Source organism: Salmonella sp. SAL00672 (assembly GCF_046552175.1).
Lineage (GTDB): Bacteria > Pseudomonadota > Gammaproteobacteria > Enterobacterales > Enterobacteriaceae > Salmonella > Salmonella enterica.
Window position 1 is genome coordinate 59,502 of sequence record NZ_JBGDUQ010000010.1, and the last position, 25,668, is coordinate 85,169.

General features: G+C 49.5%; 24 protein-coding genes and 1 pseudogene. 10 read left to right on the top strand and 15 right to left on the bottom strand.

The window, feature by feature from the left end; genetic code table 11:
• Positions 1-123 precede the first annotated feature (123 nt).
• Both ACLJTG_RS19395 and ACLJTG_RS19400 read left to right on the top strand, forming a co-directional pair.
• Positions 124-672: a YcbK family protein gene (locus tag ACLJTG_RS19395; RefSeq protein WP_000357052.1), complete on the top strand. Its 549-nt coding sequence runs from the start codon at positions 124-126 to the stop codon at positions 670-672.
• A gap of 27 nt (positions 673-699) precedes the next feature.
• A complete protein-coding gene (locus ACLJTG_RS19400) occupies positions 700-1,347 on the top strand; it encodes an MBL fold metallo-hydrolase (protein WP_001109471.1) in 648 nt (215 codons plus the stop codon).
• 61 nt (positions 1,348-1,408) lie between these two features.
• Here the strand turns inward: ACLJTG_RS19400 and aspC are convergent, their stop codons facing one another.
• The 4 genes from aspC to ACLJTG_RS19420 all read right to left on the bottom strand — a co-directional run bounded on the left by aspC (position 1,409) and on the right by ACLJTG_RS19420 (position 6,544).
• Positions 1,409-2,599, bottom strand: a complete 1,191-nt coding sequence (aspC, locus tag ACLJTG_RS19405) for an aspartate transaminase (protein ID WP_000462653.1) — start codon at positions 2,597-2,599, stop codon at positions 1,409-1,411.
• Positions 2,600-2,783: 184 nt separating this feature from the next.
• Positions 2,784-3,875: a porin OmpF gene (ompF, locus tag ACLJTG_RS19410; RefSeq protein WP_000977709.1), complete on the bottom strand. Its 1,092-nt coding sequence runs from the start codon at positions 3,873-3,875 to the stop codon at positions 2,784-2,786.
• A 606-nt stretch (positions 3,876-4,481) separates the two neighbouring features.
• A complete protein-coding gene (gene asnS / locus ACLJTG_RS19415) occupies positions 4,482-5,882 on the bottom strand; it encodes an asparagine--tRNA ligase (protein WP_000117870.1) in 1,401 nt (466 codons plus the stop codon).
• A gap of 200 nt (positions 5,883-6,082) precedes the next feature.
• Positions 6,083-6,544 carry an Lrp/AsnC family transcriptional regulator gene (locus tag ACLJTG_RS19420; RefSeq protein ID WP_079951479.1) on the bottom strand — a complete coding sequence of 154 codons (462 nt, stop codon included), beginning with the start codon at positions 6,542-6,544 and terminating at the stop codon, positions 6,083-6,085.
• Between the two features lie 316 nt (positions 6,545-6,860).
• On the opposite strand from ACLJTG_RS19420, the gene dpaL reads away from it, so the two are divergent.
• Complete coding sequence (gene dpaL, locus ACLJTG_RS19425; RefSeq protein ID WP_000544852.1) at positions 6,861-8,075, top strand: diaminopropionate ammonia-lyase; 1,215 nt, start codon at positions 6,861-6,863, stop codon at positions 8,073-8,075.
• Between the two features lie 245 nt (positions 8,076-8,320).
• Positions 8,321-9,754: an alanine/glycine:cation symporter family protein gene (locus ACLJTG_RS19430; protein WP_000893197.1), complete on the top strand. Its 1,434-nt coding sequence runs from the start codon at positions 8,321-8,323 to the stop codon at positions 9,752-9,754.
• 80 nt (positions 9,755-9,834) lie between these two features.
• Here ACLJTG_RS19430 and pncB read toward each other — a convergent pair whose 3' ends face one another.
• The 10 genes and pseudogenes from pncB to ACLJTG_RS19480 all read right to left on the bottom strand — a co-directional run bounded on the left by pncB (position 9,835) and on the right by ACLJTG_RS19480 (position 18,923).
• Positions 9,835-11,037 (bottom strand): nicotinate phosphoribosyltransferase, encoded by a 1,203-nt coding sequence (pncB, locus tag ACLJTG_RS19435; RefSeq protein ID WP_079828117.1) that lies wholly within the window; start codon positions 11,035-11,037, stop codon positions 9,835-9,837.
• 194 nt (positions 11,038-11,231) lie between these two features.
• A complete protein-coding gene (locus ACLJTG_RS19440; protein WP_001262307.1) occupies positions 11,232-12,524 on the bottom strand; it encodes a tyrosine-type recombinase/integrase in 1,293 nt (430 codons plus the stop codon).
• A gap of 44 nt (positions 12,525-12,568) precedes the next feature.
• Positions 12,569-12,817, bottom strand: a complete 249-nt coding sequence (gene xis / locus ACLJTG_RS19445; protein ID WP_000065276.1) for an excisionase Xis — start codon at positions 12,815-12,817, stop codon at positions 12,569-12,571.
• 40 nt (positions 12,818-12,857) lie between these two features.
• Positions 12,858-13,097, bottom strand: a complete 240-nt coding sequence (locus ACLJTG_RS19450) for a DUF4060 family protein (RefSeq protein WP_001237031.1) — start codon at positions 13,095-13,097, stop codon at positions 12,858-12,860.
• Positions 13,098-13,139: 42 nt separating this feature from the next.
• Complete coding sequence (locus ACLJTG_RS19455; RefSeq protein ID WP_001539618.1) at positions 13,140-14,297, bottom strand: RecT family recombinase; 1,158 nt, start codon at positions 14,295-14,297, stop codon at positions 13,140-13,142.
• Positions 14,260-17,460: a RecE family exodeoxyribonuclease gene (locus ACLJTG_RS19460; protein WP_410959049.1), complete on the bottom strand. Its 3,201-nt coding sequence runs from the start codon at positions 17,458-17,460 to the stop codon at positions 14,260-14,262. The genes ACLJTG_RS19455 and ACLJTG_RS19460 overlap by 38 nt, the downstream gene beginning before the upstream one ends.
• 126 nt (positions 17,461-17,586) lie before the next feature.
• Complete coding sequence (locus tag ACLJTG_RS19465; protein ID WP_023139985.1) at positions 17,587-17,937, bottom strand: hypothetical protein; 351 nt, start codon at positions 17,935-17,937, stop codon at positions 17,587-17,589.
• Positions 17,938-17,985: 48 nt separating this feature from the next.
• Positions 17,986-18,117 carry a YdaE family protein gene (locus tag ACLJTG_RS19470; protein WP_000917559.1) on the bottom strand — a complete coding sequence of 44 codons (132 nt, stop codon included), beginning with the start codon at positions 18,115-18,117 and terminating at the stop codon, positions 17,986-17,988.
• A pseudogene (locus ACLJTG_RS19475) lies at positions 18,110-18,268 on the bottom strand (hypothetical protein); the annotation flags it as partial. The pseudogene ACLJTG_RS19475 and the gene ACLJTG_RS19470, both read right to left, overlap by 8 nt.
• A gap of 256 nt (positions 18,269-18,524) precedes the next feature.
• Positions 18,525-18,923 (bottom strand): helix-turn-helix domain-containing protein, encoded by a 399-nt coding sequence (locus ACLJTG_RS19480; protein WP_001574209.1) that lies wholly within the window; start codon positions 18,921-18,923, stop codon positions 18,525-18,527.
• A 98-nt stretch (positions 18,924-19,021) separates the two neighbouring features.
• On the opposite strand from ACLJTG_RS19480, the gene ACLJTG_RS19485 reads away from it, so the two are divergent.
• From ACLJTG_RS19485 to ACLJTG_RS19505, 5 genes are read left to right on the top strand one after another with little or no spacing between them, the layout of a single operon-like run.
• Positions 19,022-19,276, top strand: a complete 255-nt coding sequence (locus ACLJTG_RS19485) for a helix-turn-helix domain-containing protein (protein WP_001033911.1) — start codon at positions 19,022-19,024, stop codon at positions 19,274-19,276.
• Entirely contained in the window at positions 19,263-19,757 is a 495-nt protein-coding gene (locus ACLJTG_RS19490; RefSeq protein ID WP_001672225.1) for a hypothetical protein, read from the top strand. Before ACLJTG_RS19485 ends, ACLJTG_RS19490 begins: the two co-directional genes overlap by 14 nt.
• Positions 19,758-19,803: 46 nt before the next feature.
• Complete coding sequence (locus ACLJTG_RS19495; RefSeq protein WP_001604746.1) at positions 19,804-20,811, top strand: DUF1376 domain-containing protein; 1,008 nt, start codon at positions 19,804-19,806, stop codon at positions 20,809-20,811.
• Positions 20,723-21,265, top strand: a complete 543-nt coding sequence (locus tag ACLJTG_RS19500; RefSeq protein ID WP_157872077.1) for a replication protein P — start codon at positions 20,723-20,725, stop codon at positions 21,263-21,265. Before ACLJTG_RS19495 ends, ACLJTG_RS19500 begins: the two co-directional genes overlap by 89 nt.
• A gap of 13 nt (positions 21,266-21,278) precedes the next feature.
• Positions 21,279-21,674, top strand: a complete 396-nt coding sequence (locus ACLJTG_RS19505) for a DUF977 family protein (protein WP_198898295.1) — start codon at positions 21,279-21,281, stop codon at positions 21,672-21,674.
• A 285-nt stretch (positions 21,675-21,959) separates the two neighbouring features.
• On the opposite strand, the gene ACLJTG_RS19510 is transcribed toward ACLJTG_RS19505, so the two are convergent.
• Complete coding sequence (locus tag ACLJTG_RS19510; RefSeq protein WP_058112744.1) at positions 21,960-23,090, bottom strand: GGDEF domain-containing protein; 1,131 nt, start codon at positions 23,088-23,090, stop codon at positions 21,960-21,962.
• 394 nt (positions 23,091-23,484) lie between these two features.
• Here ACLJTG_RS19510 and ACLJTG_RS19515 point away from each other — a divergent pair, with 394 nt between their 5' ends.
• Positions 23,485-25,464 (top strand): alkyl/aryl-sulfatase, encoded by a 1,980-nt coding sequence (locus tag ACLJTG_RS19515; protein ID WP_001237395.1) that lies wholly within the window; start codon positions 23,485-23,487, stop codon positions 25,462-25,464.
• Positions 25,465-25,668 lie beyond the last annotated feature (204 nt).

Here is a 25,668-nt window from a genome sequence, read left to right on the forward strand (position 1 = left end):
GAAGTGCATATACAACAACCTTTAAGTCGACCGGGCCGTTCAGAAGTCTGTGCCAGCCGGTATCATGTCTGCTTAAAGGTAGAAGTGTATTAACGATAACATTGACCTGTAGACCTGATTATCATGGACAAATTTGACGCTAATCGCCGCAAGCTGCTGGCGCTTGGTGGTGTCGCTCTCGGCGCCGCCATCCTGCCCGCGCCAGCGTTTGCCACACTCTCGACCCCACGCCCGCGCATTTTGACGTTAAACAATCTCCATACCGGAGAGTCAATCAAGGCGGAGTTTTTCGATGGAAGAGCCTACATTCAGGATGAATTAGCAAAGTTAAACCATTTTTTCCGTGATTATCGCGCGAATAAAGTCCGATCAATCGATCCCCGCCTGTTTGACCAACTTTACCGACTTCAGGGGCTGTTAGGGACGCGTAAACCTGTGCAGCTCATCTCAGGCTACCGTTCTCTTGATACCAATAATGAATTACGCGCCCGTAGCAGCGGCGTAGCGAAAAAAAGCTACCATACAAAAGGGCAGGCGATGGATTTTCATATTGAGGGCGTGGCACTGAGCAATATTCGCAAAGCGGCGTTATCTATGCGCGCAGGTGGTGTAGGATATTACCCACGTAGTAACTTTGTGCATATTGATACCGGGCCGGCGCGGCACTGGTAATCAGTGAGGCTTAATCAAAGGAGCAGTATGAACTATCGTATTATTCCGGTCACCGCGTTCTCCCAGAACTGTTCATTAATCTGGTGCGAACAAACCCGGCTGGCGGCGCTGGTCGATCCGGGCGGCGACGCGGAAAAAATTAAACAGGAAGTGGACGCCAGCGGCGTGACGTTGATGCAAATTTTACTCACGCATGGGCATCTCGATCATGTCGGCGCGGCGAGTGAACTGGCGCAGCATTACGGCGTTCCTGTTATCGGTCCGGAAAAAGAAGATGAGTTCTGGCTGCAAGGACTGCCGGCGCAAAGCCGCATGTTTGGTCTGGATGAGTGTCAGCCGCTGACGCCTGATCGCTGGCTGAACGACGGCGATCGCGTCAGCGTGGGGAATGTGACGTTACAGGTGTTACATTGTCCGGGACACACGCCGGGACACGTGGTTTTCTTTGATGAACAGTCGCAACTGCTGATCTCCGGCGATGTGATTTTCAAAGGTGGCGTCGGGCGCAGCGATTTTCCTCGCGGCGATCACACCCAGTTGATTGACGCCATTAAGCGTAAATTATTGCCGCTTGGCGATGATGTGACCTTTATTCCTGGCCACGGCCCGCTCTCTACGCTCGGGTACGAGCGTCTGCATAATCCCTTCCTGCAAGATGAGATGCCGGTCTGGTAAGCAGAATGAAAAAGCCTGCAATGTGCAGGCTTTTTTATCGGTCACGCCAGTCGGCAGCTTTTTACAGTACCGCGACAATGGCTTCGCACAGCGGCGCCATATTATCCGGGGTCATGCCCGCCACGTTCACGCGACCAGAAGCCACGGCATAAACGCCAAACTCTTCACGCAGACGCAGCACCTGATCTTTGGTCAGACCGCTGAATGAGAACATCCCGTTCTGCTTGATAATAAAGCTGAAGTCACGGTTCGCGCCTTTTTCCTGCAAGGTATTCACGAACAGTTGACGCATACGCTGAATACGCTGGCGCATGTCCGTCAGTTCCTGTTCCCAGATAGCGCGCAGGGCGTCATTACTCAGGATAGTCGCGACGATGGACGCGCCGTGCGCTGGTGGGTTGGAGTAGTTAGCGCGAATGGCGGATTTCATCTGGCTAAAAGCGCGATCCACGGTTTCCGCATCGGCAGCCACGAGGGTGCAGGCGCCGACGCGCTCATTATATAAGCCGAAGTTTTTGGAGTAGGAGCTGGCGACAATGAGCTCTTTATGCAGCGCGGCAAAGGCGCGCAGACCTTCCGCATCTTCTTCCAGGCCGCGGGCAAAGCCCTGGTAAGCGAAATCGAATAGCGGCAGCCACCCTTTTTCAACGGAAAGCTCAGCCAGAACCTGCCACTGTTCCAGAGTAGGGTCAATGCCGGTTGGGTTATGACAGCAACCGTGGAACAGAACCACATCGCCGGCCTGTGCTTCGCTCAGGCTGGCTTGTAGCGCTTCAAAATCCAGCGTGTGATTTTCCGCATCGTAGTAAGCGTACTCCCGAACTTCCAGGCCGGCAGCGTTAAACACGCTTTTGTGGTTCGGCCAGCTGGGGTTGCTCACCCACACCCGTTTTACCGGAGTATTTTTTGCTAAAAAGTCGGCGGCAATGCGTAACGCGCCGGTACCGCCCGGCGTTTGCGCCGTGCGTGCGCGCTTATCGTTAATCAGCGCGCTGCCTTTGCCGAACAGCAGTTCCTGAGTGCAGCGAGCAAATTCCGGAATCCCGTCAATGCCGAGATAGTTTTTCGTCGTTTCATTTTCCAGTAAATACTGCTCGGCTTTTTTAACGCTGGTGAGCACCGGTGTTTTGCCGGTTTCATCTTTATATACGCCAATGCCAAGGTTAATTTTCCCTGGACGGTCATCGGCGCGAAACAGATCGGCCAGGCCCAAAATCGGGTCGGCAGGAGCGGCGGTTATGTTCTCAAACATGACGAGGTTCCATTATAGTTACAGAAGGGAAATCCGCTATCAGGTTAACGGCAGATTTACAAAATGCCAACCGTTAGCGCTAAAAAGCCCGCCTGTTTTTGAAAGACGCACATTTTCTCTAAGAGAGATAAAAAAACAGGACCGAAGTCCTGTTTTTGAGGCATAAAACAAAGGGGTCTGCTGATCAGAACTGGTAAGTAATACCGACAGCCGCCTGATCGTCGGTGCCAACGTAGCTGGAGCTGTAGTCGTTTTCGTCCAGCAGGTTGAAACGGTAGTCAACCCATACGTTCATGTTTTTGTTGAAGTAGTAAGTCGCGCCCGCCTGAATATATTTCGCCAGATCGGCCGAGCCGTCGGCGCCGTTCAACTGCTTACCTTTACTCTGCACATACGAGATTGCCGGACGCAGGCCGAAGTCAAACTGGTACTGAGCGACCACTTCCAGGTTCTGCGTTTTGTTTGCCATTTCCACGGTATCGGTAACCGTATTTTCAACAATGCTCATATTGCGGGTTTCAGCATATACGGCAGCCAGGTAGACGTTGTTTGCATCATATTTCGCGCCAACGGCCCACGATTCTGCGCGATCGCCATTACCATCGCGATCCTGCTGATCGTTAGTACGCTTGCTGTTGCTGTACGCTGCGGTGACGCCAAAGCCGTCGAACTCATATGCCATGGTGTAACCTACGCCATCGCCATTCTGAGAGTTAATGCTGTGGTTGTCCTGATTTTTACCCTGATACTGGATACCGAAAGAGAGACCGTCCACCAGACCAAAGAAGTCAGAGTTACGGTAGGTCAACAAACCGCCAGCACGGCTGGTCATGTAGTTATCAGTATAGGCGCCGCCCCAAGTTTCGCCGGAGAAGTAGGGGGCCATATCGGTATAGGATTCAACATCGTAAACGATACCGTAGTTACGACCATAATCGATTGAACCCACTTCCGCGTATTTCAAACCCGCGAAAGCCAGACGGACCAGATTCGAGTTCTGCTGTTCGCCTTCAGCGCGGTCTGCTTTAGTACGGTATTCCCACTGACCGAAACCGGTCAGATCGGTGTTAATCTGCGTTTCCCCTTTAAAACCAATCTGGGCATAAGTCTGGTCGGCATTTTTGCTATCGCCGGTCGTTGTCCATACGTGACGACCCACGGCTTTACCGTACAGATCCAGCTTATTACCATCTTTATTATAAATTTCTGCTGCGTTTGCGGTTGCAGCAGCCAGCAGGGCAGGGATCACCGCTGCCAGGATTTTGCGCTTCATCATTATTTATTACCCTCATTGGTTTTTTTATATGACACCTGCCACTGCCGTCAATAAATTTCGTCAATAAAACTTTACAGAAATATTGATGAGAGTTTGGTGTCTTTATGTGTCTGACAGGCATCTTTCCATTCAAACTAACGTTTCGCTACCGTGAAAGTGCTACAAATATAAAGATTTAGTTTCAAAAGGAAAAAATATGTAAACAAATGTTATTTTTGCGGAACTTTGTGAACAACGTCAAACTTCCCTTGAGTTCTCGCTTTGATTTGATCGTTTTTATTTTATCACTATGATTTTATTGTAATTATTGGCTTGTGGCACCGTTGTGCCTGAAAAAGCAGCAGACGAGCTATTTCATAAAAATAGCCATTTAGAAGTCTTGATGTCCGTAATTGTGGTGAAAAATTGTGCTATTAGAGCAGAAAAATCTAATCCGCAATAAAATTAAGGATTAATTTTTATGTGTAAATATTTTCGTGAAATATACAGTAACAAGATGTTGTAATTCAGAGGGTTGTAATTAAATTTATTTACTTATTGAGAATAAAACTGACATTCAGGCGAAAAAAAAGGCCAGCATAGCTGGCCTTGAGTGTGACGTAAAAATCAGAAGCTGGCGTTGCGTGGGGTCCGTGGGAACGGAATAACATCGCGCACGTTTTGCACACCCGTGACGTAAGCGATAAGGCGTTCAAAGCCCAGGCCAAAGCCGGAATGCGGTACAGTACCGTAGCGACGCAAGTCGCGATACCACCAGTAATCCTCTTTATTCAGCCCCATTTCGGCCATACGGGCATCCAGCACATCCAGACGCTCTTCACGCTGGGAACCACCGATGATTTCGCCGATTCCCGGCGCCAGCACATCCATGGCCGCCACGGTTTTGCCATCTTCGTTAAGGCGCATGTAAAACGCTTTAATTTCTTTCGGATAGTTTTTCACCACTACCGGCGCTTTGAAATGCTCTTCCGCCAGATAACGTTCGTGTTCGGAAGAGAGGTCGACGCCCCAGAACACCGGGTTTTCAAATGTCTTACCACAGCGTTCCAGAATGGCGACCGCATCGGTGTAATCCACCTGAGCGAAGTCGGTAGAGACAAAACGCTCCAGACGAGCGATAGCGTCTTTATCCACGCGTTCGGCAAAGAACTTCATGTCATCCGCACGCTCTTCCAGAACCGCGTTGAAGACATATTTCAGCATGGCTTCCGCCAGACGGGCGTTGTCTTCCAGATCGGCGAATGCCACTTCCGGCTCCAGCATCCAGAACTCCGCCAGGTGGCGGCTGGTGTTGGAATTTTCCGCGCGGAAGGTCGGCCCAAAAGTATAGATTTTGGACAGCGCGCAGGCATAGGTTTCACCGTTGAGCTGGCCGGAGACGGTCAGGAATGATTCTTTGCCAAAAAAGTCTTTGTCAAAATCTACTCTGCCCTGGTCGTTACGCGGCAGGTTTTCCAGATCCAACGTTGAGACGCGGAACATTTCGCCAGCGCCTTCGGTATCGGAAGCGGTAATCAGCGGGGTGGAGACCCAAAAGAAACCCTGCTCATCGAAGAAGCGATGCAGCGCCTGCGCCAGAGTATGGCGGACGCGCGCTACCGCGCCAATCAGGTTGGTGCGCGGGCGCAGATGCGCAACTTCACGCAGATACTCAATGCTATGGCGTTTTGCCGCCATCGGGTAGGTATCCGGATCTTCCACCCAGCCTGCGACTTCTACTTTCGTGGCCTGGATTTCGAAACTTTGCCCCTGTCCCGGCGACGCGACAACCTTACCTGTTACTACCACGGAGCAGCCTGTCGTCAGGTGTAATACTTCTTCATTATAATTGGGCAGAGAATTATTGATGACAGCCTGTACAGGATCAAAGCAGGAGCCGTCATAAACGGCGAGGAAGGAGATGCCAGCTTTTGAATCTCGGCGGGTACGCACCCATCCGCGCACGGTGACTTCTTGGTCAACGGCTACGCGGCCCTGGAGTACGTCGGCTACAGGCACAACGCTCATAATATTCTCTCTAGTTAATAGTCGGAAAAAATAAACACTTGTCCACCCGAAATGGGGGTATTCCTATGTTACCTGGCATCTGCAATCAGACAAGCAGAAATCGCATCTGGAAGCAGGTTTTCAGAAAGAAACCTGTAAAAAGTTCGCACCTGCTCGCGAACCATTGAGAATTTAGGCTGGTTTTGCAAGCTTTGCGCACGTTACTCGATCAGGACGCGCATCTCTTGCTTGGCGTTTTGCATCACGACAATCGTTTTAAAAGACTTTATATTGCCTGAGGAAAAGAAAAGCTCACGGGTAAGCGCTTCATATTCCGCCATGTCACGAACATTGAGCACCAGTAAAAAGTCGAAATCGCCCGTTACGTAGTAGACCTGCTGCACCTGCGGGCAACTGACAAACCGTTGACGAGCCTCTTCCAGTAAATTGAATCGCTCGTTTTCGATCACCACCTGCACCACAATCATGACCGGGCGTCCCACTTTGCCAGCATCAATAAGGCTGACATTGCCTTTAATTATGCCCGCCTCCTCCAGTGCCGCGATACGACGATTCACTGCCGAAGGTGAAAGATTGACCTGTTCGGCGATTTCCCGCTGAGAAAGACGATTATCGCGCTGCAATAATGTCAGAATGTTTTTATCCCAGGCGTCAAGCTTCATATCGCAAATAACCTCTTTAATGTGATGACTATCACTGTGCGCAATTTTGCCGCGTCCAGGCCGTTAAAAAAAGGTGAAAATTGCACGACGATGGGCATTTTCGCGCCATTTAACAGCAATAAGCATAGTACTATCATAATCAGTGGAATAAAGAAAAGGACGTAATAGATATTGTGCGACTCTTTTATCAGTACGTTTATTAAAGTGAGGATAACCACTACTACAGCCACAAAACGCGAGTTCTTTGCTTGTTTCTACTCAATAATTGACAAAAATATATTATTTCAATAAATAAACTTTAACAAAAGGTATCATTATGCATGAGCTTATTAAATATCAGTTTAATACACGTCGGAAAAAATATGGTACAGGAGCGGCCTTAAGTTTGCTTAACGGAAATGTTGGGCATGAGGTGTTAGCATTTCATAAAAAATTACCCAATTATGCCGTCACGCCGTTACATAATCTGGCGCATCTAAGCCGGCGGCTTGGACTAGGGTCCATCCATATTAAAGATGAGTCCTGGCGTTTTGGCCTGAATGCTTTTAAAGGTCTGGGCGGCTCTTATGCTGTAGGAAAATATCTCGCTGATAAATTGCAATGTGATATTAACTCGTTAAGTTTTGCTGCCCTTAATACTCCTGAGATTAAAGAAAAAATTAAAGATTGTGTTTTTGTTACCGCGACGGATGGCAATCATGGCCGTGGTGTGGCGTGGGCGGCGGAGCAATTAGGTCTAAAAGCCGTCGTTTATATGCCTAAGGGATCATCGTTAATCCGGGCAGAGAATATTCGTCATCATGGAGCTGAATGCACCATCACCGATCTGAACTACGATGATGCAGTGCGACTGGCCCATAGAATGGCGCAAACAAAAGGCTGGGTGCTTTTGCAGGATACAGCCTGGACAGGGTATGAAGAGATCCCAACGTGGATTATGCAAGGCTATATGACACTAGCGGTTGAAGCTTATGAGCAGCTCGCAGAAACAAACAGTCCGTTGCCAACCCATCTTATTTTACAAGCGGGGGTGGGATCGTTTGCTGGCAGTGTTATGGGTTATTTTGTTGAAAAAATGCAGGAAAATATCCCTAATATTATTGTGGTTGAGCCGCATCAGGCCAACTGTCTTTATCAATCCGCAGTTATGGATGATGGTCAACCTCACTGCGTCACTGGCGATATGGCGACGATAATGGCCGGGCTTGCGTGTGGGGAGCCGAATATTATCAGTTGGCCTATTATTCGGGACAACACCAGTTGTTTTATTTCCGCTGATGACTGTCTGGCGGCTAAGGGTATGCGTATTTCTGCCGCGCCGCGTCCAGGTACGGATACGCCTTTTATTTCCGGCGAGTCCGGAGCTATTGGCGTAGGATTACTTTATGAGTTGATGAACAATATGCATTATCAGGATCTTGCTAATCGCTTACAGCTTGATGCCAGTGCTCATGTTCTGCTTATTAGTACCGAAGGCGATACGTCCCCAGATATTTATGAAGATATAGTCTGGAACGGACGCAGTGCTTAAACATTACGACTAAAAAATTAGATAATAAAGGCAGCATGTAAAAAACGCGTTTTTTATACGCATAATAAACCTAATGCAGGAAGCAAAACTTCATAACAATATACCATTAAAACGGCATTTAGTAAGTAAGGGATGCTCCTACCCGCTGACTTTCCAGTTTAGTGTTGTTGGCAAAATTCAGGATTACGCTGAACTGGAAAGATTATTTCTGAGACTGAACGAATTAATTTAAATCCGAGGTCATTATGTTAGAGCAACTTTCACAACTCTTTGAATTTCTATGGGGTGGCCCATTATTTTTGTGTGTCATCGGCATTGGCTTTTATTTTACAGTACGCCTCAAATTTTTCCAGATTATCAATTTAAAAGAAATTTACCGTAATACAATTGGTACACTTGCCGGAAAAAATAAACAAAACACTACTGGCGAGGCAGCGTCTAAAAAATCCTTAAAATCAATAGAGGTGGCTGCCACTGTGCTATCCGGCTCATTAGGCGCGGGAACGATCGCAGGTGTTGCTGCGGCTATTGCGGTTGGCGGACCTGGGGCAATTTTCTGGATGTGGATCATTGCGGTCGTGGGTATGATGACCAAAATGGTTGAAGTGACGCTGGCGGTGAAATACCGAAGTAAAGGTGAGAATGGCGAATATTATGGCGGCCCAATGCATTATATTAAGAAAGGGCTCAATAAAAAATGGCATCCCCTGGCAGGATTATATGCGTTTGCATTAATGATTCTGGTTATTACGGATGCCTGTTTTGTGCAAACTAATACGATGGCGGCGGTCATTCACTATACGTTTGACATCCCAACAAGCGTCATTGGGGGATTTATTGTCATCGTAGGCGCGTTGGTTATTTTAAAAGGACTCTCCAGTCTTGGTAAATTCTGTACGATTGCACTTCCACCGATCACCATTGCCTATTTCATTGGTGCCGCTGGTGTAGTGGTATTGAATATCGAGGCTATCCCACAGGTTATAAAAAGTATTTTCTATTATGCCTTTGCCCCTGCGCCAGCAGCCGGTGGCTTTGTCGGGTCAACCATCATGATGGCCATCAGTAAAGGAGCCAGTCGCGGAATATTCACTAACGAAGCCGGCATGGGTACCTCGGCCACAGTACATGCTACTGCCAACGTGGATTATGCTTTCCGTCAGGGAATGTGGGGGGCAGTGGAAGTATTTTTTGTCTCAATGATTACCTGTAACTTTACCGCATTTGCTGTACTTGCTTCTGGTATGTGGACAGACGCCAGTTATCAAGGTATTCAGATTATCTTTGCCGCCTTAAAAGAAACATGGCATCCGATTATTGTTCAGGTTCTCTGTCTCGGTGTGGCGTTGATTCTGTTTACTTCTTATCTTGGTTCATATATTAAATTTCGCACTTCGATAAACTATATTTTTGGCGATAAGCTAGAACGCATCATTAAATGGCTATATTTTTTGCCGCCACTGATTGCCGTTAATATGGAAATCCCGGTAATCTGGTTAATGGCTGATATTGCTGTCGGTTTTCTGGTTATCCCCAACGTAATTGCTCTGTTCTTGCTGCGTAAAGAATTTATTAGCGAATTCAATTTATTCAGAACGCGTACACAGCGGGACACTAATTCTGAAAAAACAACGCAAATTACGCACGTAAATATGTCGAAGAGTGAAGGGGAAGAATAGTCACCATCGCGGCCAGAACAGGTAAGATGGTCAGAAGAGTAACAAAGCGCCCACTTTCCGGGCGCTTCGCACAGGCATGGTTAACTTGCTTTACGCACCTGTGGGAGATCGAACGCTTTACGCAGCGCGCGCACAAACGCTTTATCATGACAGATCGTTTTACCGGGGCTGTCGGAAAGTTTAGCCACCGGCTTTCCGTTACATTCCACGAGTTTAATCACGATATTGAGCGGTTTTACCTGAGGGATATCGCAGGTCAGGCGGGTACCGATGCCGAAGCTTAACTGCACGCGAGAGGCGAAATGGCGATAGAGCTCGACCGCCTTTGGCAGATCAAGGTTATCTGAAAAGACCAGCGTTTTTGTCAGCGGATCAATCCCCAGCTTTTCATAATGGGCAATCGCCTTTTCGCCCCATGCGACAGGGTCTCCTGAGTCGTGGCGTAACCCCTGATAACGGCTGGCGAATTCAATGCCGAAATCGCGTAAAAACGCATCCATTGTAATGCAATCTGTCAAGGCGATACCAAGCTGGTCCGGATATTCGTTAAGCCAGGCGGCCAACGCGGCACGCTGGCTGGTCGCCAGGTCCGGACTGATTTGTTGATGCGCCTGGAACCATTCGTGCGCCTGAGTGCCCATCGGCGTCAGCGCCAGGCGACGCGCGAGATCATAGTTGCTGGTGCCGACGAACCATGACTCCTGCTGGAGACGTTTAACTATCGCCTGCTGCACTTCACGAGAGAAACGGCGGCGGGTGCCGAAGTCCATCAGGTGGAAGCGGGACATATCGAGATTGGCGGTTAACGCAGTGAAATCAACCAGCTTACTTTCCAGCGCGTCGAGCGCCTGATCAACACCCGCGTTTGGCGAGCGGTAGTGATGAACCAGCTCACTGATCACGGCCAGCAGCGGCACTTCCCACATAATGACTTCACGCCACGGGCCGGTTAAGCGAATATGCAGCTTGCCGTTATCGTTGGTGACACAGACTTGATCTGGGTTATAGCGAAACTCGCGTAACCAGTTCAGATAATCCGGTTTAAAAAAGGGCAGGCCGGAGAGCCACTGGAACTCGTCCTCCTGGAGGCGCAGGTGCTGCATCGCGTCCACCTGCTCGCGAATAGCATCGGCATAAATACCCAGCAGGTCGTCGCCACGGCAACGAAACTCAGCCGCTACCTGCACATCATAGTAGTGGTGAAAAACGGCTTGCTGCATATGCAACTTATAAGCATCTGTATCCAGCAACGAGTGCAGAACAGGAGAAGCGAATTGTGTCATAGGTGCGCTGTTGCGTCCTCTCACGGGAGCGTTTAGTACAATAAACAACTAAGAAAACCGCTGGAGTATACCTTGTTTAGCGATTTATTGAACCCCGATCACACCATAAGCTGTCTTTAGGGTCGAGCGCATTTCGTGCCCCATGTTATAAAAATGTAGCGATGCGACTGCTAACCCCTTGAATTTAAGGATTTCTACTGCGCTGCTACCATGCTTTGGGGCAGTGATGGGGCATAGCGGGAAAGTGCCTGGTTGAGCAGAGAAACCTGTTCTGCGCTCTTCTCTGACATCCACTTTCCATACACCTTGTAAACCATCTGTGCATCGGTATGCCCCATCTGCGTTGCTATAAAGTTTGGGTTAGCACCAGCTGATAATGACCAGCATGCATAGGTATGTCGTGACTGATACGCGTTACGGTAACGAATGCCGGCACGCTTGATTATCGGGGCCCAAATTTTATTAATGGAATTAACCGCGTAGTGATATCCTGTGCGAGGTCCACGTTTGACGCATTGAGGGCTGAATACGAACGTGCAGGGCTGAATGACAGATTGTCCATATTCCCGCAACTTCACTTCAACCTCAAACTGCCGGCCAAGGCGTGTCAACTGGGCCTGATTCCTCAGGGCATCAATAGCTGGTTGAATGAGATATATCACCCTGTCAGTACCTGCGTCGGTTTTTGGCAGGGTGAACTCATCCGTCTGGGTAAGGTTGCGCTTCACAATGATCGTCCCGGCATGCAGATCGATATCTTCCCAGGCCAGACCGCACAACTCCCCATGCCTCATTCCGGTATAGACTGCCAGTGACCAGAGATTTCTCATCTGCTGGTGTCCGCATGCCTGGATAAACCTGATGAACTCGTCTGTCGTGAGTGGATCTGGTTCCCCTTTCGCTTTCTTGAGACGGTTAATTCCGCTAAACGGGTTTTCCTTTGCATAGCCGTTATCTGTTCCAAACTGGAAGATCTCGGCCATCAGCATCATGTAATTATTCACTGTGGACGATTTCCGGCCTTTAACCTGAGTCCGGTGATCCTTCTTCATTACCTGAAAGCCCGTCAGCAACTCCTTCCTGACATACAGCAAATCCTCAGTAGTCACCGCAGAAACCATTTTGTTTTCGCCGATGAGTGGAAGCATGTTTTTTATGATAGATTCGTACCTACTCATGGTATTAGAGCTGATCTCCATTCTCTTCAGCTCGGACCATCTTTCGGTAAGCTCCAGCACAGTAATTTCCTTTCTATCCTGACCGAACCGGGCAAGGTTCGGTGAGTTTGGGAATTTTTCCACATAGTTAAAATTCCCCATCCTTATCGCAAAACAAACCGAAGAACGCAGTTCGCCAGCTATCTTGCGATTTTTTGCAGTGTCAGGGATACCAAGGTTTTCCCTGACACGTTTACCTTTATACAGAAACCAGATGCGGAGCGAACCGCCGTGGTTTTCGACGCCTGTCGGGTATGATGCATTAGCCATTAATCCCTCCTGACGTCCAGGAGCATTGACGAGTGTACTGCTTTTCATGTTGTCTTCGCACCTGGTTGATTTTTTTTCTGCGCCTCGATCCACTGATCAACGGCTTCTCTGTTGTATATGCATTCGCTCGAAGGCTTCGGATTTCCGTCTGGTGAAATGTGCAGGTACTCGCGGCCCAGCATCCAGGATTCTTTTCTGGCGCGGGTAATGGTTCCGGGCTTAAGCCCGGTAACCGCAATCAGAACTTTTTCGCTAACCCACTTGTTTGGCGTCAGTTGGATAATGTTGCTCATCGTTTTCTCCAGTGGCCCCGCAGCGGGCCATCGCTAATATTCAGTTTGCCTGTGCTGGCAGATTTCTAAGTTTCCGGACGCCGATCATTGCGGTGGCTACGTAGCTGGTGGCCCGGTTAACTACTTCAACAGGCACCTTTACGCCATCCACTACAACGGTGTAATTGGTAACGTGCTTTTGTCTGCCGTAATCGCCGAACTTTTCATGATGCGCCGCCAGTGCAACATCACATGCGCGACGGCCCAATGGCGATTGCTTACTGCGATTTATAAGGCGCATAAAACCTCCTCAGGCGGGAGGGCGTAACCCCTCCCGATGCAATTAGCCGATGTATTCCGGTTTCATATCGTCCAGGGTGACGCGGTACTTATCGTGCAGTTCGTCGCCAAGATGACGTTTAGCAGCGCCAAGCGTGCTTTCAGCTTTAGCAAACATCTCTGCGGCTTCCGGTTCGCCAGGGTTTGGAATTGAGTTGATCACTGCCTCGACTTTGTTCTGTGCATCGACCTGGTAATAGCGCTTCACTGCTTTGTTTTTTAATTCGGTGAACAGCGCAGTACCCAGCAACGCTTTCTGTGATTCGATATCCGCACGGATTGCTTTTGCCTGATCAACGGAACTTGCTGTATCAATGCGTTCGCGAAGATCGTCGGCAACAGCATCAACGTTAGCTGCCGACTCCTGCGCGCTGGTCCTGGTGCTAACCTCGCTGGTGATTTCCTGTACGCTCATGCGCTGGACTGGAGCAGGGTTAATCTCGCGTTCTTCTCGTTGCTCAACCTCATCAGGGCTGTACACGCCGAGGATCACTTCCGGGCAGTACAGGCGAGCCCAATATTTAACGCCCAGATAGGCAATTTGCTGTTTAGGGTTTGAAACCCATAGCGGAGAATTGCGGGTAACAACGCCGGAGAGGTAAAGAGGTTCTCCCCAGGTGATTTCAGATTCACCTCGCAGAATGGCACCAACCTGAACGAACAGGCCGATCTCGTCCTCATCTGTCCAGCCACGAACGCGCTCAGTGACGGTGTACTTCCCATTTTTACCGTTTTTATCGCGTGTGATTTCCTGTGTCCTGGTGCAGCGCTCCCAGTCACCCCCATAGCGGTAATGAAAACGGCCATGAATGGCACTGGAGCTTGCGATTACTGCGTTGACCAGTTGTGCCTCGTAACCAAGAACACCGTTAACCAGGTGTGTTTTCTGCGCCACAGCGTAAGGGTTCATGCCCCATTGCATAGCCTGCATGACGATTGCCATACAGTCGGCTGGTTTCCCTGCAAGGTGTGCCGGTACCGTCACCTGTGAGTCTGCCATCAGGTTAGCGAAAGCTGTTAACTGACCCAGTGCCTGAACGTTAAAAATTGCGTTACTGGCAGAAATGGTGTTTGGTGCCTGCTGCTCAGTGGTAACAATATTTGTGTTTTCCATGATTTTCCCCTTATGCCTGTACGCGCAACGCTTCAAGGCGGCGCACATCAAAATCGTTCAGTTCGTCGGTGTAGTCTTCTGTGATAGGCGCTGACCATTCACCAGTGTCGAAGCCGTTTGCTATCTCTCGCATTGTTTTGCGGTATTCCAGCATGCCAAGTTCCAGCAACTCGGTAGACGCCTCAATGATGGCGACCCAGTGGTAGTTCTCGTCTTTGTTGACGAAAATCCAGAAAAACTGGTCCAGCGCCGCAGTTTCGCAGTACATGGCCGCGCTCAGGTGATAGCCCCGATCGATGATTTCCCGGTGCAACTTCGCACGCAGGCCTTCCTGCTTGATGTTCCACATGCTAATAGTTTTCAGGTCGGCGCCAATGCGCAGGCCGCCCATATCGAGCTCAAGGTCAGGGCGTACCCGAACTTCCAACCCGGTTTCCTCATCAATCCCAAAATAGCTAACCTCGACAGCGCGGCTTGGGTGAGTCAGCAATTTGCCGGCGGTCGGGTGCTCCAGCAGGGCTTTCTGAATGTTCAGCGCGGTGCTGAGCTGTTGGCGGGTGACCAGCACTTTCCCTTCGGTGTTCTCCCGCCACGCATCCAGCAATTCGTCGGCGAATACCGCTGCCGGGTTGACTGATTTCACGGCCTGAATCAGATCGGCCTTCGTGCCAGAGACTTTCAACGGCGACGATTTTTGCGCTTCCTGAGCGACCAGGTCAGGGTTGATTATTGCCAGTTGCTCCAGCAGCGCGTCACGGCTGCCGCTGGTTTTAACCGGCGCGGGCAGGGTGGCGTTGTACTCTTTGATGCAGGCTTTCATCGCCGTGGCTGTATGTTTGGTGCCGTTTTCAATGCGCTGGAATTCTTCGGGAAGCTGCTCATACGATGCATAGGTTTCATCTACCGAAGCTCCAAGCGGCATCTGCGACGGCAGGGTGGCGTTGTACTCTTCCAGCAGCGCTTTGATATCGTCAGCACTCAGCAGCGCTGGCAGGCTGGCGTTGTGCGCGTCGATGAACTCGCGCAGGGTGGCGGTGGTGGTGAAAGCACCCTCAGGGATCTCCGGCTCTACGCTGAACTCTGCTTCGAGGTTTTCCGGCTGTAGAGCCAGAACATGTACCAGGTTGCCCATATCAAGCACTGGAGAGCGCTCTTTGACGATAGTCTTCTCTACGTGACGCGCGTTAAAGTACATCAGCGACACGCGAGCATCTTTCACCTGAGTTGAGCTGATCCCGTTGGCGGCGTGGTAAACCTCGTTTGGTACACCTTCATAGCGGCCCGGCTCGAAGTATTCCGGCCAGGCTGCTTCTGGCTCTTCTTGTTGCGATTCCGGTACGTTTTGTTGCGCCTCAGGTTCAGATTGGCTCACAGAATCGTTGTTCTGGTGCGTCTCAGCCTGATTCTGGTTCTCTACGGTAACTGCTTCTTTACCAGTACCCAGATCGCCTTCGCCTGCCTGCACCGCATCACCAGCCTGTTTTTCATCACTGTCAGCTTCTTGAACCTGCACATTGCTGGTGATCTCCGGATTCGTTTCTGTGCCATGAGTTGATGAGTTCTGCATTAAAGCGGACACGTCGAAAATACCGTTGCCAACATTTTTAACCAGTTCAGGTTCGGTGGTCGGCTGGCTTGTCCCGGTCTTCACCCATTTTGGGTCGTTCGGGTCGCTGATGCCCTCGACGTATTCACCGCGTGCGGCTGCCAGTTGTTTACCAACATCAACCGGGCTTTTGGGTGGAATGTTTTTACGTGCTTCGTACAGTTCTGCCCGTATTTTCTGGTAGCCTGCTTCTGTCTGGCTTACAGGTGGCTCATTCTCCAGCGGCTGCGGGTCCGGATGATGTTCAGTTGTGTCCTGTTCCACTGCTTCAGGCGTTGCTGGTTCATCTGCCAGTTCGCCTGCCGGTTGTGGTTTTTCTTCATCACACTGAAATCTCCCTGCCTCAATATCCCGCAGACATTTACCCGCCTGACGAAGCCTTGCCGCATTTTCTTCATGGGTTGTTGGGGGGTTATCAGGCGCATATTCGTACCAGTCCGGATCGCGAACACCATGAACGGCAAGAAAGCTTTCGCACCACGTCCGGCGAAGATCAGGATTACCGTTATGTACGGCCTTTGGCGCTTTGCGTACCAGGTCAATAATGGTCTGTCGGTCGTAGCCTTTGATGTCGGGGATAATGCCCACTGTCATCGACATTCGCTTCCAGTCTTCCCGGTCTTCGGCGATGATACGTTTTGCAAAATCCATTGCAGGACGCAGGTTATTCAGATCCAGCTCCTCACAGAAACCACAGGCGAGCTCATAGTTAATCGTTCTGTGTGTCGGTTTTTCGCTACGGCGTGGACGCTCTGGCTTATTTACGTCGTCGACAATTACTTTATGTGGCCCGGTTTTTTTAACGGGTGCAGGTTTATTCTTCAGGCGTTCAGCCCATTCCTTAACCAGCAGGCCGCGGTTAATGTGTTCAGCACTGAACCATTCCTTAAAAAACTTAATAGTGGTGCATAACTCAGGCACTTTTCCATCGACAGGAAATACCTGTTTATACGCATTCACTGCTTTGTGAATATCGTGCTCGATAGCTTTTTTGAACGGCTCTACATTTTCTGCGGCGAGTATCAGGTTCTGGACATATGAATTATCGGTGTCCATTTCGAGACGTAGAATTTCTTTTTTCTGGGAGGCGTCGACGTGATAAAGATACTCACCTTCACCTATGTGCTGAGCAAGAACGCGGTGACGGAGGGGCATAGTTGCGACAACAGTCAGCTCGGGGGCTGGGGCTTTTGCCGGGGAAGGGCTGTTGCTTTCGTTACCAAAATTTTCGTTGTGGTCTTCCAGCACTTCGCCTGTTTCGGTATCAACACCGTCGACGATATGCTGGCGCGCCGCGGCGGCGGCTTCAGATGATGGCAGGGTGACGCTGGGGATTTGCGTCCAGGTCATATTGTCTTTAGCGAGTTGATAGTAATCGCAGAAAGTGAGGCTCAGTTCGCCTTCCGGCGGCAGCTCGTTAACGACAGGGAAATTAGTAGCGACAGCTTTGAAATAATCTTTCAGCTTCGCACCGGATTTAATCAGAAGATAATCCAGTGTTGCATTTGCCGCTTCAAAATCATCACTGCACCAGAGTACAGCGTCTTTCTGGCCTGATGATTTCTTTGCTTTGCGGACTAAAAATACAGGATTAGTTCCACTCATTGTTTTGTCCTCAATTCGTGTAGAATGGAGGTGCCTTAACAGCACCCCGATATATCTGGTTGTTAGGTCCGGTTCGCTTTGGTCGGTTGGACCGGACAGGGCACGCCCGCTTCGGTGGGCGTTTTCTTAATGGATGGTCTGATAAAATTTTTCTGAGTAATCAATCTTGTAACTTCGGTAATTACCAAACCCTGCTTGTTCTCCATCACTTACCTTGACTGTGAGCAGCGAAATGGCTTCTACAGCACAATGAGGACAGTCGAACTTTCCGAGTACATATCCACCGTCGAGAATCACAGTAGTTTCGCCAGTTGAATTTGAGTGAATAACGCCTGAGACTTTCTTTTCGCAATTGAATAAAGCAATGCTCTTATTAACTGCTTTCAGGTTCATTTCGATTTTTACGATTTCCATAAGTTCTCCAGTCTTAAATTCAGGGTGTAGGAAGCCACGCCAAATTAATGGCGAATCTTTCATTTCATATTTCGGAACTACTATTTAACTTTCGTGCGCCATCTGGTCGTATTAAGCGCACTGCCTGGAACAATATTCCTTTTCTTTGCGCGCCAGTTGCGAGCCGTTGCGATAGAGAAGGATGTTTTTTACTTCTTTGCCTTCATCAATGGATTTGCGGCAGTAACCGCATTGTTTAAGCATCCGGATCTCCTTTCTGCGCCAGCAGGTAGCAGAGGCGGCGGATTAAAACCTCAATCCGGTTGAGCGGGACGGCCTGCTGTCGAGCTGGTTTACGTGCGAAATCAATCATTCTCACCCTCGTTTGCCTTATCGCCGGCCAGCGGAACGTTTTATCTACTGCGCTTGTTACTTAACAACAACTGCCGTCATGTTCGTATGCCTCAGGCTGGCTACTTAGCCCGACTCAGCAGCGGGATAACTCTTGGTATTGTCCGGCTGTTATCTGGTCTGGCGTTGTCTTGATACATTAAATGCTCACATATCGTGAGTTATTTGTCAATATGAATTGTGAGCATTATTTTCTTGGTGGGATATGGATAAGCAAAAAAAATCCCGCATTTGCGGGATTACTAAGAGGGGAGGTTAGCTCAAGAGGATGGAGTATCTTTTTTATGCTGTCTGCTTCTAAGGTATTGTTCTACATACTCATCAATTTCTTTTAATCTGATTTCAAACAGATCAAGCATACGTGTTTGCTCTGATGCTGGCAGTTGATTAAACAATTCGAGTAGCTTTTGTTGGTTATCACTCAGCCATGAGTTGGCATTTTCCTGCTTACCGAACATTAGTTCTGCGGGGGAAATGCCAAGCACTTGACCAAGCGTAATGGCATCCTCAGCTCCAATACTCCGCGTTCCAGCCTCGTAATTTGCAATGCGTGACGACCCCGACCAGCCACATAGCTTAGCCAGTCGTCCCATGCTTAATCCTCTGTTTTGGCGGATAGTTTTAAGACGTTCGCCAATTTGTTCTGCAATCGTTTTCATGTTTGGAATTTTATCACGCTACGTGAAATTGATGATACTCACGTATGTGTAGTTGACTATGCTCACGAATTGTGAATAATAAAATTCGGAGGTTTTAAATGAACAAAATTTCAACATACAGAAAGCAACTGGGGCTATCTCAAAGGCAGCTTGCGACTCATTTGGGATGGATACAGAGCCGTCTGGCGAACTACGAAGCAAATTTTCGCACACCCGGACTGGAGGAGTGCCGAAAAATTGTTGCCACACTTAACCATCTGGGATCTCGCTGTGTTCTTGATGATGTTTTCCCGCCTCATGTGAACGATAGCAGAACCATATTAGCGAAGGTGAACAACCATGATCACCCCTGAAACAGCCAGTCAGGCGTTATCGTCATGGCTGGCATATCTACAGATAACCCAGGAAACCGCCACGCAACTGATCACCCGCGCATTCCTGGAGCAGCCGGCGCGACCGGAAATAGCGGTTCACCGTATCGAGCGTGACGACGGAACGGTGGATTACGACGCATGGCGCCGTAACCGGATAAACATTTTTCAGCGCTGGCGGAAACGGGAAACGGCGGAGCACTGCGAGAAATTCTCTGCGCTGATCCCCGCTATTCTGGAGGCGATCCGCAAAAGTGCGCCGGAACTGCATAAACGAATAACGGCAGGGCAGAGCATTGAGTACCTGCTTTCACAGCTTTTAAAAAAACCGCAGTGGCAAGCGCGGTACTTCTTGGCGCGCCGCTGGCGGATTTTGAGCGAAAGTGTGACGAGGCCATATATGCATTACAGGCGTTACGTAGCGGTTATCGCCAGCAGTACCAGAGACATGACCAGTGAGTAATTTTTTATGTTTTCAGATCGCCCGGAAAAGAGCGTAGAGAGGCTTTATGGCCACACTTCCATACATGCAGCTTTACATCGCTGATTATCTGGCGGACACCATGCACCTTTCTGCCGAGGAGCATGGAGCCTATTTGTTGTTGATGTTCAATTACTGGCAGACCGGAAGAGCTATCCCGAAAAGCAGGCTGGCAAAAATTGCTCGGATTAGCAGTGAACGCTGGGGGGCTGTGGAAGAGTCCCTGAGAGAATTTTTCATTGATAACGGCACTGAATGGATTCATGAGCGTATCGAGAATGATCTCGCTGCGGTCAGGGATGTTCTGGCGAAAAAGTCGGCAGCAGGGAAAGCATCTGTTCAGTCCAGAAGGAACAGGAAGAAAACGCAGGCCGCCAGTGGAAGTAACACATGTTCAACAGGTGTTGGTTCGGTGTTTAAACAGGAAGCCAACAAAAAGGGAACTAATAAAGATATAGATCTAAAAGAATTAAACCCCACACATAACGCGCGTGCGCGCGCGAGTGCTCCGGTTAGTCAGCCTGGAATTATGCAACAGCCTGTCGTGACTGAACCGGAATACCGGGAAGGCCTGAACGAGCCGATCGGGAAATTCTCAATGATGGATGACTGGCATCCCTCGCTGGATTTCCGACAACGGGCCGCCCAGTGGGGCGTTGCGTTACCAGAGCCGGAGTATTTACCTACGGAGCTTGTCGCGTTCAGGGATTACTGGACGTCGGAGGGAAAGGTGTTCACACAAATCCAGTGGGAACAAAAATTCGCCCGTCACGTAAACCACGTCAGGGCAAAGGCGAAACCAGCCAGCAGGGGAGAAAGCCATGCAGAAATCCAGCCAGACAGCATCGCATCGCGGGCAGTACAGCAAATCAGGGCAGCCCGCGTGCAGTGGGAACGCGAAAACGGGATCGTCAGCGACGGAGACGGCCTGGCGACTCTGGGAAGTCATGGGGGAAATTTATTCGAACCGATGGACGCAGAAGAACGGCGCGGCACCTTCGAAGCTGTGGGTGGCCCAGATTGGGGCGATGACTGAGCGCCAAATCCGGCTGATTTGTCAGCAGTGTATGGAGCGATGCCGGGCGGCTGAGACATGGCCGCCGGACCTGGCTGAGTTTATTTCGCTGGTTTCTGAAAGCGGAGCTAATGCGTTTGGTCTCACAGCCGATGCGGTGCTGGCGGAATATCGTCACTGGCGTAACGAGTCCTGGCGCTACTCCGGCAGTGATAAATATCCGTGGCCTCAGCCGGTTCTGTATCACATCTGCACCGAGATGCGCAGAACGGGCGTTGAGCACCAGATGACGGAAGGCGAACTGAAACGACTTGCAGAACGGTTACTGGCGAAGTGGACAAAACACGTCGGTAATGGTTTCAGCATACCGCCGGTACGCCGTCAACTGGCAGCGCCGCGCCATCCGGCAGGGCCAACCCCGGCACAACTGATGATGGAAGAATTCAGACGGCGTAAGGCGGCGGGAAGGCTTTAACAGGGGGGGACTTATGAGCAGAAATTACACACCGGCGCAGAAAGCTGAAATACAGAAGCGCCTGACGGAACTGATACGAACACACGGTCGGATGACGTTTGGAGAGCTGCGGAAGATAACAGGGTTAACTATTTTTACAGCCCGTCACTACCTGGAAAAGGCGGAAAGTTGTGGGGATCTGTATCAGGCCGGGAGAAACGGTATTTTCCCTTCGGAACAGGCTTTCCGGCTTTGGAAGCAGAAACGTGAAGATGCCAGGATTAACCGCTTTCTGAAAACACCGGAAGGTGTCGTGAGTTCCTACGACCGGACCAGAAACGTTATCTGTACGGAGTGCCGGAACAGCGTGACGATGCAAAGGGTACTGGCATTTTATCGGGGAAATTACCGGGAGGCGAAATCTGCATGAAAATTGAATAATGTAACTTTGCAGAGGTAGCGAATATCGTAATCACCCGTTCGGCATTTGAATTCCGTGAGCACAGTGGTGTTGTGAATGTCGCCTTGTTCACAACACCAGGAATATTCCACTATCAACTGGTGTCTGCAGCTGGACATAATTTTATCTGATATTCAGGCTGTACCAGCGCCAAGGTTCCGTGAGTCCGACTGTCTTTTTTGCTTCCAAATATTCAGTTTTAATTATCTGAGTATGGCAAGGTGATCATCTGTATCAAACACCGGGCAACTGGTTTTACTTTACCCATCGATTACGTCCCTGTTGTTTAGCCCGATAAAGGGCCTCATCCGCTCTGGCAATAATGCCGGTAACAGTGTCACCGGCTGTGGAAAGGGTGATGCCCATGCTGACGGTGACCGTTTCGCTAACCGCAGATGCTGCATGCGGCAGTGCGGTTTCACGCAGGTTTGTCTGAATACGTTCAGCAACCAGTGCAGCTTCATTCAGCGACGACGAAGGCAGCACAACGACAAACTCCTCGCCCCCGTAACGTGCCACCAGGTCTGCCGGAGTACGAATCGACCTCTTCACTACACAGGCCACCTTTGCCAGACAGGCATCGCCAGCCTGGTGACCATAATGGTCGTTATAGTTTTTGAAATAGTCCACATCGAGCATGATCAGTGCAAACGGCTCCGTCTGGCGGAGAGCATCCCCAAGAAAACTTTCCATTGAACGTCGATTAGCGGTCCCGGTCAGTGCATCCTGGTGAGCCATAACGTCGAGACGCGCGATAAGCATCCGGTTTTCCTGGTAACGCAACCAGGCTTCATCAAACCAGCGTTGCAGGATAAAGCGACCATAAATGAGTATGGCGGTAAGAGTAAGCCAGACTAATAAAAACCGGATATTCACATACTGGTTAAGCTGCACACTGGCCAGCAGGGCGGTCAGCCATAACGGGACGATGAAAAGTAGCAACGCTGGCAGATGATAATAAAGCGCAGCCAGCGCGGTAAGCATAAGGATGACACTGAGAGGCCAGGCAAAAGGCAGCTGCCACCAGACAATAAAACAGTAGCTACAATAGCTCCACATCAGACTGAGAATCAGCAGCATCACCAGACAAAGAGGAGTAAATCTGGTCGGAAGGCGGTAAATGAAAAGGGGTATCAGGAACGAAAAAACAATAATACTGCCCATAATATCGTCTATTAACGGCAGTACCCCAGTCTGTGCACTGATCGACTTGTCAAAGTCACTGATGAGTATGTGGCGAAATAAAATGATAAGCGCAAAGCTGATATTCACAAATGTGAACCACGGAATACTTACACGTAGCGCTTGCCTGACCATATCTTTATGATCCTGCCATACCCTTCCTGCACTGGAGGTACGGCGCCTGTCGTCCGAATCCTGCCCCATCCTTAATCGCCTCATATAATGAATAATTACTATCCAGTGTAGTGCGGAGATACTTCACGGTGAAAAATGGAAAAGCTATCAGGCCAGGCTGCATTTTTGGCTGATGAGATGATTTTTGTCCCACAGTGACGAACTTATCGTCAACGCTTCTGTAGTAGGGGAATAATTATAGTTGTCTCCCGGTAACGGGAAGCGAGCTTACCCCACTGACTAAAAGAGGATGGAACTGGCAGACGTAAAACATGATTTATTTGTATCCGTAAATGGCGAAATGTAACGTTTTGGTTATATTTAAAAGAGCTAAAATGGTCAGCAAAAATTTTAATTATTTGAATTAACAGATGATTAATCGACGAAGCTGAATGATTAGGACATTCTCACATGAGGGGTACAAATGAGACTTAAGTTGATCGTTAAAAGTTTTGCGCTGGCGGGGCTACTCTCTTCCACTGCGCTGACACCTTTATTTGCACAGGAAGCCCCAAAAGGTGCCACTGCTTCAACCAAGCAAGCTAACGATGCGCTTTATAACCAACTTCCTTTCTCTGATAACACCGATTTCACGAATGCCCATAAAGGCTTTATCGCTGGTTTACCTGAAGAGGTGATTAAGGGAGAGCAAGGGAATGTCATCTGGAATCCACAGCAGTACGCTTTCATAAAAGAAGGGGAAAAATCTCCTGACACTGTTAACCCTAGTCTGTGGCGTCAGTCCCAGCTAATCAATATCAGTGGCTTGTTTGAAGTCACAGACGGCGTCTACCAGATTCGTAACCTTGATTTATCCAACATGACGATTATCGAAGGTAAAGAGGGGATTACGGTTGTCGATCCGCTGGTTTCTGCGGAAACAGCCAAAGCCGGTATGGATTTGTATTTCAAAAACCGTGGCAATAAGCCTGTTGTCGCCATCATTTATACTCATAGCCATGTTGACCACTATGGCGGTGTGCGTGGCGTTGTCGATGAAGCGGACGTGAAATCCGGCAAGGTGAAAGTGTATGCGCCTGCTGGCTTTATGGAGGCAGCAGTAGCCGAGAATATTATGGCCGGCAACGTGATGAGCCGCCGTGCCAGCTATATGTATGGCAACCTCCTGAAACCAGATGCCTCCGGCCAGGTTGGCGCCGGACTGGGGACGACCACCTCTGCGGGGACGGTGACACTGATTGCGCCCACTAATATCATCGATAAAGACGGCCAGAAAGAAGTGATTGATGGCCTGACTTACGACTTTATGCTGGCCCCTGGTTCGGAAGCCCCTTCGGAAATGCTGTGGTTCATCGAAGAGAAGAAACTCATCGAAGCCGCAGAGGACGTCACTCACACCCTGCATAACACTTACTCGCTACGTGGCGCAAAAATTCGTGAGCCGTTGCCGTGGTCGAAATATATCAACGAAGCTATAGTGCGTTGGGGTGACAAAGCTGAAATTATTATGGCCCAGCACCACTGGCCGACCTGGGGTAACGAGAATGTTGTTGGTCTGCTGAAAAGCCAGCGAGACCTGTATCGTTATATCAATGACCAGACTCTGCGCATGGCCAATGAAGGTCTGACTCGCGACGAAATAGCGGCCAACTTCAAACTACCGGATAGCCTGGCAAAAACCTGGGCCAACCGCGGCTATTACGGCTCCATCAGCCATGACGTAAAAGCAACGTATGTGCTGTATCTCGGTTGGTTCGATGGCAATCCGGCAACCCTTGATGAGCTGCCACCCGAAGAAGCGGCCAAGAAATTTGTTGAATACATGGGCGGTGCCGATGCGATTCTTCAGAAAGCTAAAGCAGACTTTGACCAGGGGAACTACCGTTGGGTTGCTCAGGTGGTGAGTAAGGTCGTGTTTGCCGATCCAAATAACCAGAATGCACGTAACCTTGAAGCCGATGCGCTGGAGCAATTGGGGTATCAGGCTGAATCTGGTCCATGGCGTAACTTCTACCTGACCGGTGCGCAGGAGCTGCGTAACGGTGTGGTTAAAGGTCCGACGCCAAATACAGCAAGTCCGGATACCGTTCGGGCGATGACCCCTGAAATGTTCTTCGACTTCCTGGCTGTACATATCAACGGTGAAAAAGCGGGTAATGCCCGGGCGGTATTTAATATTGACCTTGGCAGCGACGGCGGAAAGTACAAGCTTGAGCTGGAAAATGGCGTGCTGAACCACACGGCTAATGCTGAAGCGAAAGATGCTGATGCCACGATTACTCTGAACCGTGACACGCTGAATAAAATTATCCTGAAGGAAGAAACTCTGAAGCAGGCTCAAGATAAAGGAGAAGTCAACGTTACCGGTAATGCTGCGAAACTGGATGAGATGCTGGGCTATATGGACAAGTTTGAGTTCTGGTTCAATATAGTTACACCATAAATAGATTCCCTGCGGCGTCAATGCTGCAGGGAAGTTACTTCAGACAATTCTGTACGTTTTTTATACTCGATTTTTCCTTCATTCTTTATATCTTGCTTCATCTTATGTATTTGCTGCTGAAGAACATGGCCCTGATACCAGTCAGTTCTGATTCTGTTATGCACAGCCTTTTTCATCAGATGATAGTAACTGGTTGTTGCGTGA

What these genes read in the sequence shown, in the direction of transcription:
- ACLJTG_RS19395 (WP_000357052.1), top strand. Translation starts at nt 124, where the DNA reads ATGGACAAATTTGACGCTAATCGCCGCAAGCTGCTGGCGCTTGGTGGT.
- ACLJTG_RS19400 (WP_001109471.1), top strand. Translation starts at nt 700, where the DNA reads ATGAACTATCGTATTATTCCGGTCACCGCGTTCTCCCAGAACTGTTCA.
- aspC (WP_000462653.1), bottom strand. Translation starts at nt 2,599, where the DNA reads ATGTTTGAGAACATAACCGCCGCTCCTGCCGACCCGATTTTGGGCCTG.
- ompF (WP_000977709.1), bottom strand. Translation starts at nt 3,875, where the DNA reads ATGATGAAGCGCAAAATCCTGGCAGCGGTGATCCCTGCCCTGCTGGCT.
- asnS (WP_000117870.1), bottom strand. Translation starts at nt 5,882, where the DNA reads ATGAGCGTTGTGCCTGTAGCCGACGTACTCCAGGGCCGCGTAGCCGTT.
- ACLJTG_RS19420 (WP_079951479.1), bottom strand. Translation starts at nt 6,544, where the DNA reads ATGAAGCTTGACGCCTGGGATAAAAACATTCTGACATTATTGCAGCGC.
- dpaL (WP_000544852.1), top strand. Translation starts at nt 6,861, where the DNA reads ATGCATGAGCTTATTAAATATCAGTTTAATACACGTCGGAAAAAATAT.
- ACLJTG_RS19430 (WP_000893197.1), top strand. Translation starts at nt 8,321, where the DNA reads ATGTTAGAGCAACTTTCACAACTCTTTGAATTTCTATGGGGTGGCCCA.
- pncB (WP_079828117.1), bottom strand. Translation starts at nt 11,037, where the DNA reads ATGACACAATTCGCTTCTCCTGTTCTGCACTCGTTGCTGGATACAGAT.
- ACLJTG_RS19440 (WP_001262307.1), bottom strand. Translation starts at nt 12,524, where the DNA reads ATGGCTAATGCATCATACCCGACAGGCGTCGAAAACCACGGCGGTTCG.
- xis (WP_000065276.1), bottom strand. Translation starts at nt 12,817, where the DNA reads ATGAGCAACATTATCCAACTGACGCCAAACAAGTGGGTTAGCGAAAAA.
- ACLJTG_RS19450 (WP_001237031.1), bottom strand. Translation starts at nt 13,097, where the DNA reads ATGCGCCTTATAAATCGCAGTAAGCAATCGCCATTGGGCCGTCGCGCA.
- ACLJTG_RS19455 (WP_001539618.1), bottom strand. Translation starts at nt 14,297, where the DNA reads ATGTGCGCCGCCTTGAAGCGTTGCGCGTACAGGCATAAGGGGAAAATC.
- ACLJTG_RS19460 (WP_410959049.1), bottom strand. Translation starts at nt 17,460, where the DNA reads ATGAGTGGAACTAATCCTGTATTTTTAGTCCGCAAAGCAAAGAAATCA.
- ACLJTG_RS19465 (WP_023139985.1), bottom strand. Translation starts at nt 17,937, where the DNA reads ATGAAAGATTCGCCATTAATTTGGCGTGGCTTCCTACACCCTGAATTT.
- ACLJTG_RS19470 (WP_000917559.1), bottom strand. Translation starts at nt 18,117, where the DNA reads ATGCTTAAACAATGCGGTTACTGCCGCAAATCCATTGATGAAGGCAAA.
- ACLJTG_RS19480 (WP_001574209.1), bottom strand. Translation starts at nt 18,923, where the DNA reads ATGAAAACGATTGCAGAACAAATTGGCGAACGTCTTAAAACTATCCGC.
- ACLJTG_RS19485 (WP_001033911.1), top strand. Translation starts at nt 19,022, where the DNA reads ATGAACAAAATTTCAACATACAGAAAGCAACTGGGGCTATCTCAAAGG.
- ACLJTG_RS19490 (WP_001672225.1), top strand. Translation starts at nt 19,263, where the DNA reads ATGATCACCCCTGAAACAGCCAGTCAGGCGTTATCGTCATGGCTGGCA.
- ACLJTG_RS19495 (WP_001604746.1), top strand. Translation starts at nt 19,804, where the DNA reads ATGGCCACACTTCCATACATGCAGCTTTACATCGCTGATTATCTGGCG.
- ACLJTG_RS19500 (WP_157872077.1), top strand. Translation starts at nt 20,723, where the DNA reads ATGGGGGAAATTTATTCGAACCGATGGACGCAGAAGAACGGCGCGGCA.
- ACLJTG_RS19505 (WP_198898295.1), top strand. Translation starts at nt 21,279, where the DNA reads ATGAGCAGAAATTACACACCGGCGCAGAAAGCTGAAATACAGAAGCGC.
- ACLJTG_RS19510 (WP_058112744.1), bottom strand. Translation starts at nt 23,090, where the DNA reads ATGGGGCAGGATTCGGACGACAGGCGCCGTACCTCCAGTGCAGGAAGG.
- ACLJTG_RS19515 (WP_001237395.1), top strand. Translation starts at nt 23,485, where the DNA reads ATGAGACTTAAGTTGATCGTTAAAAGTTTTGCGCTGGCGGGGCTACTC.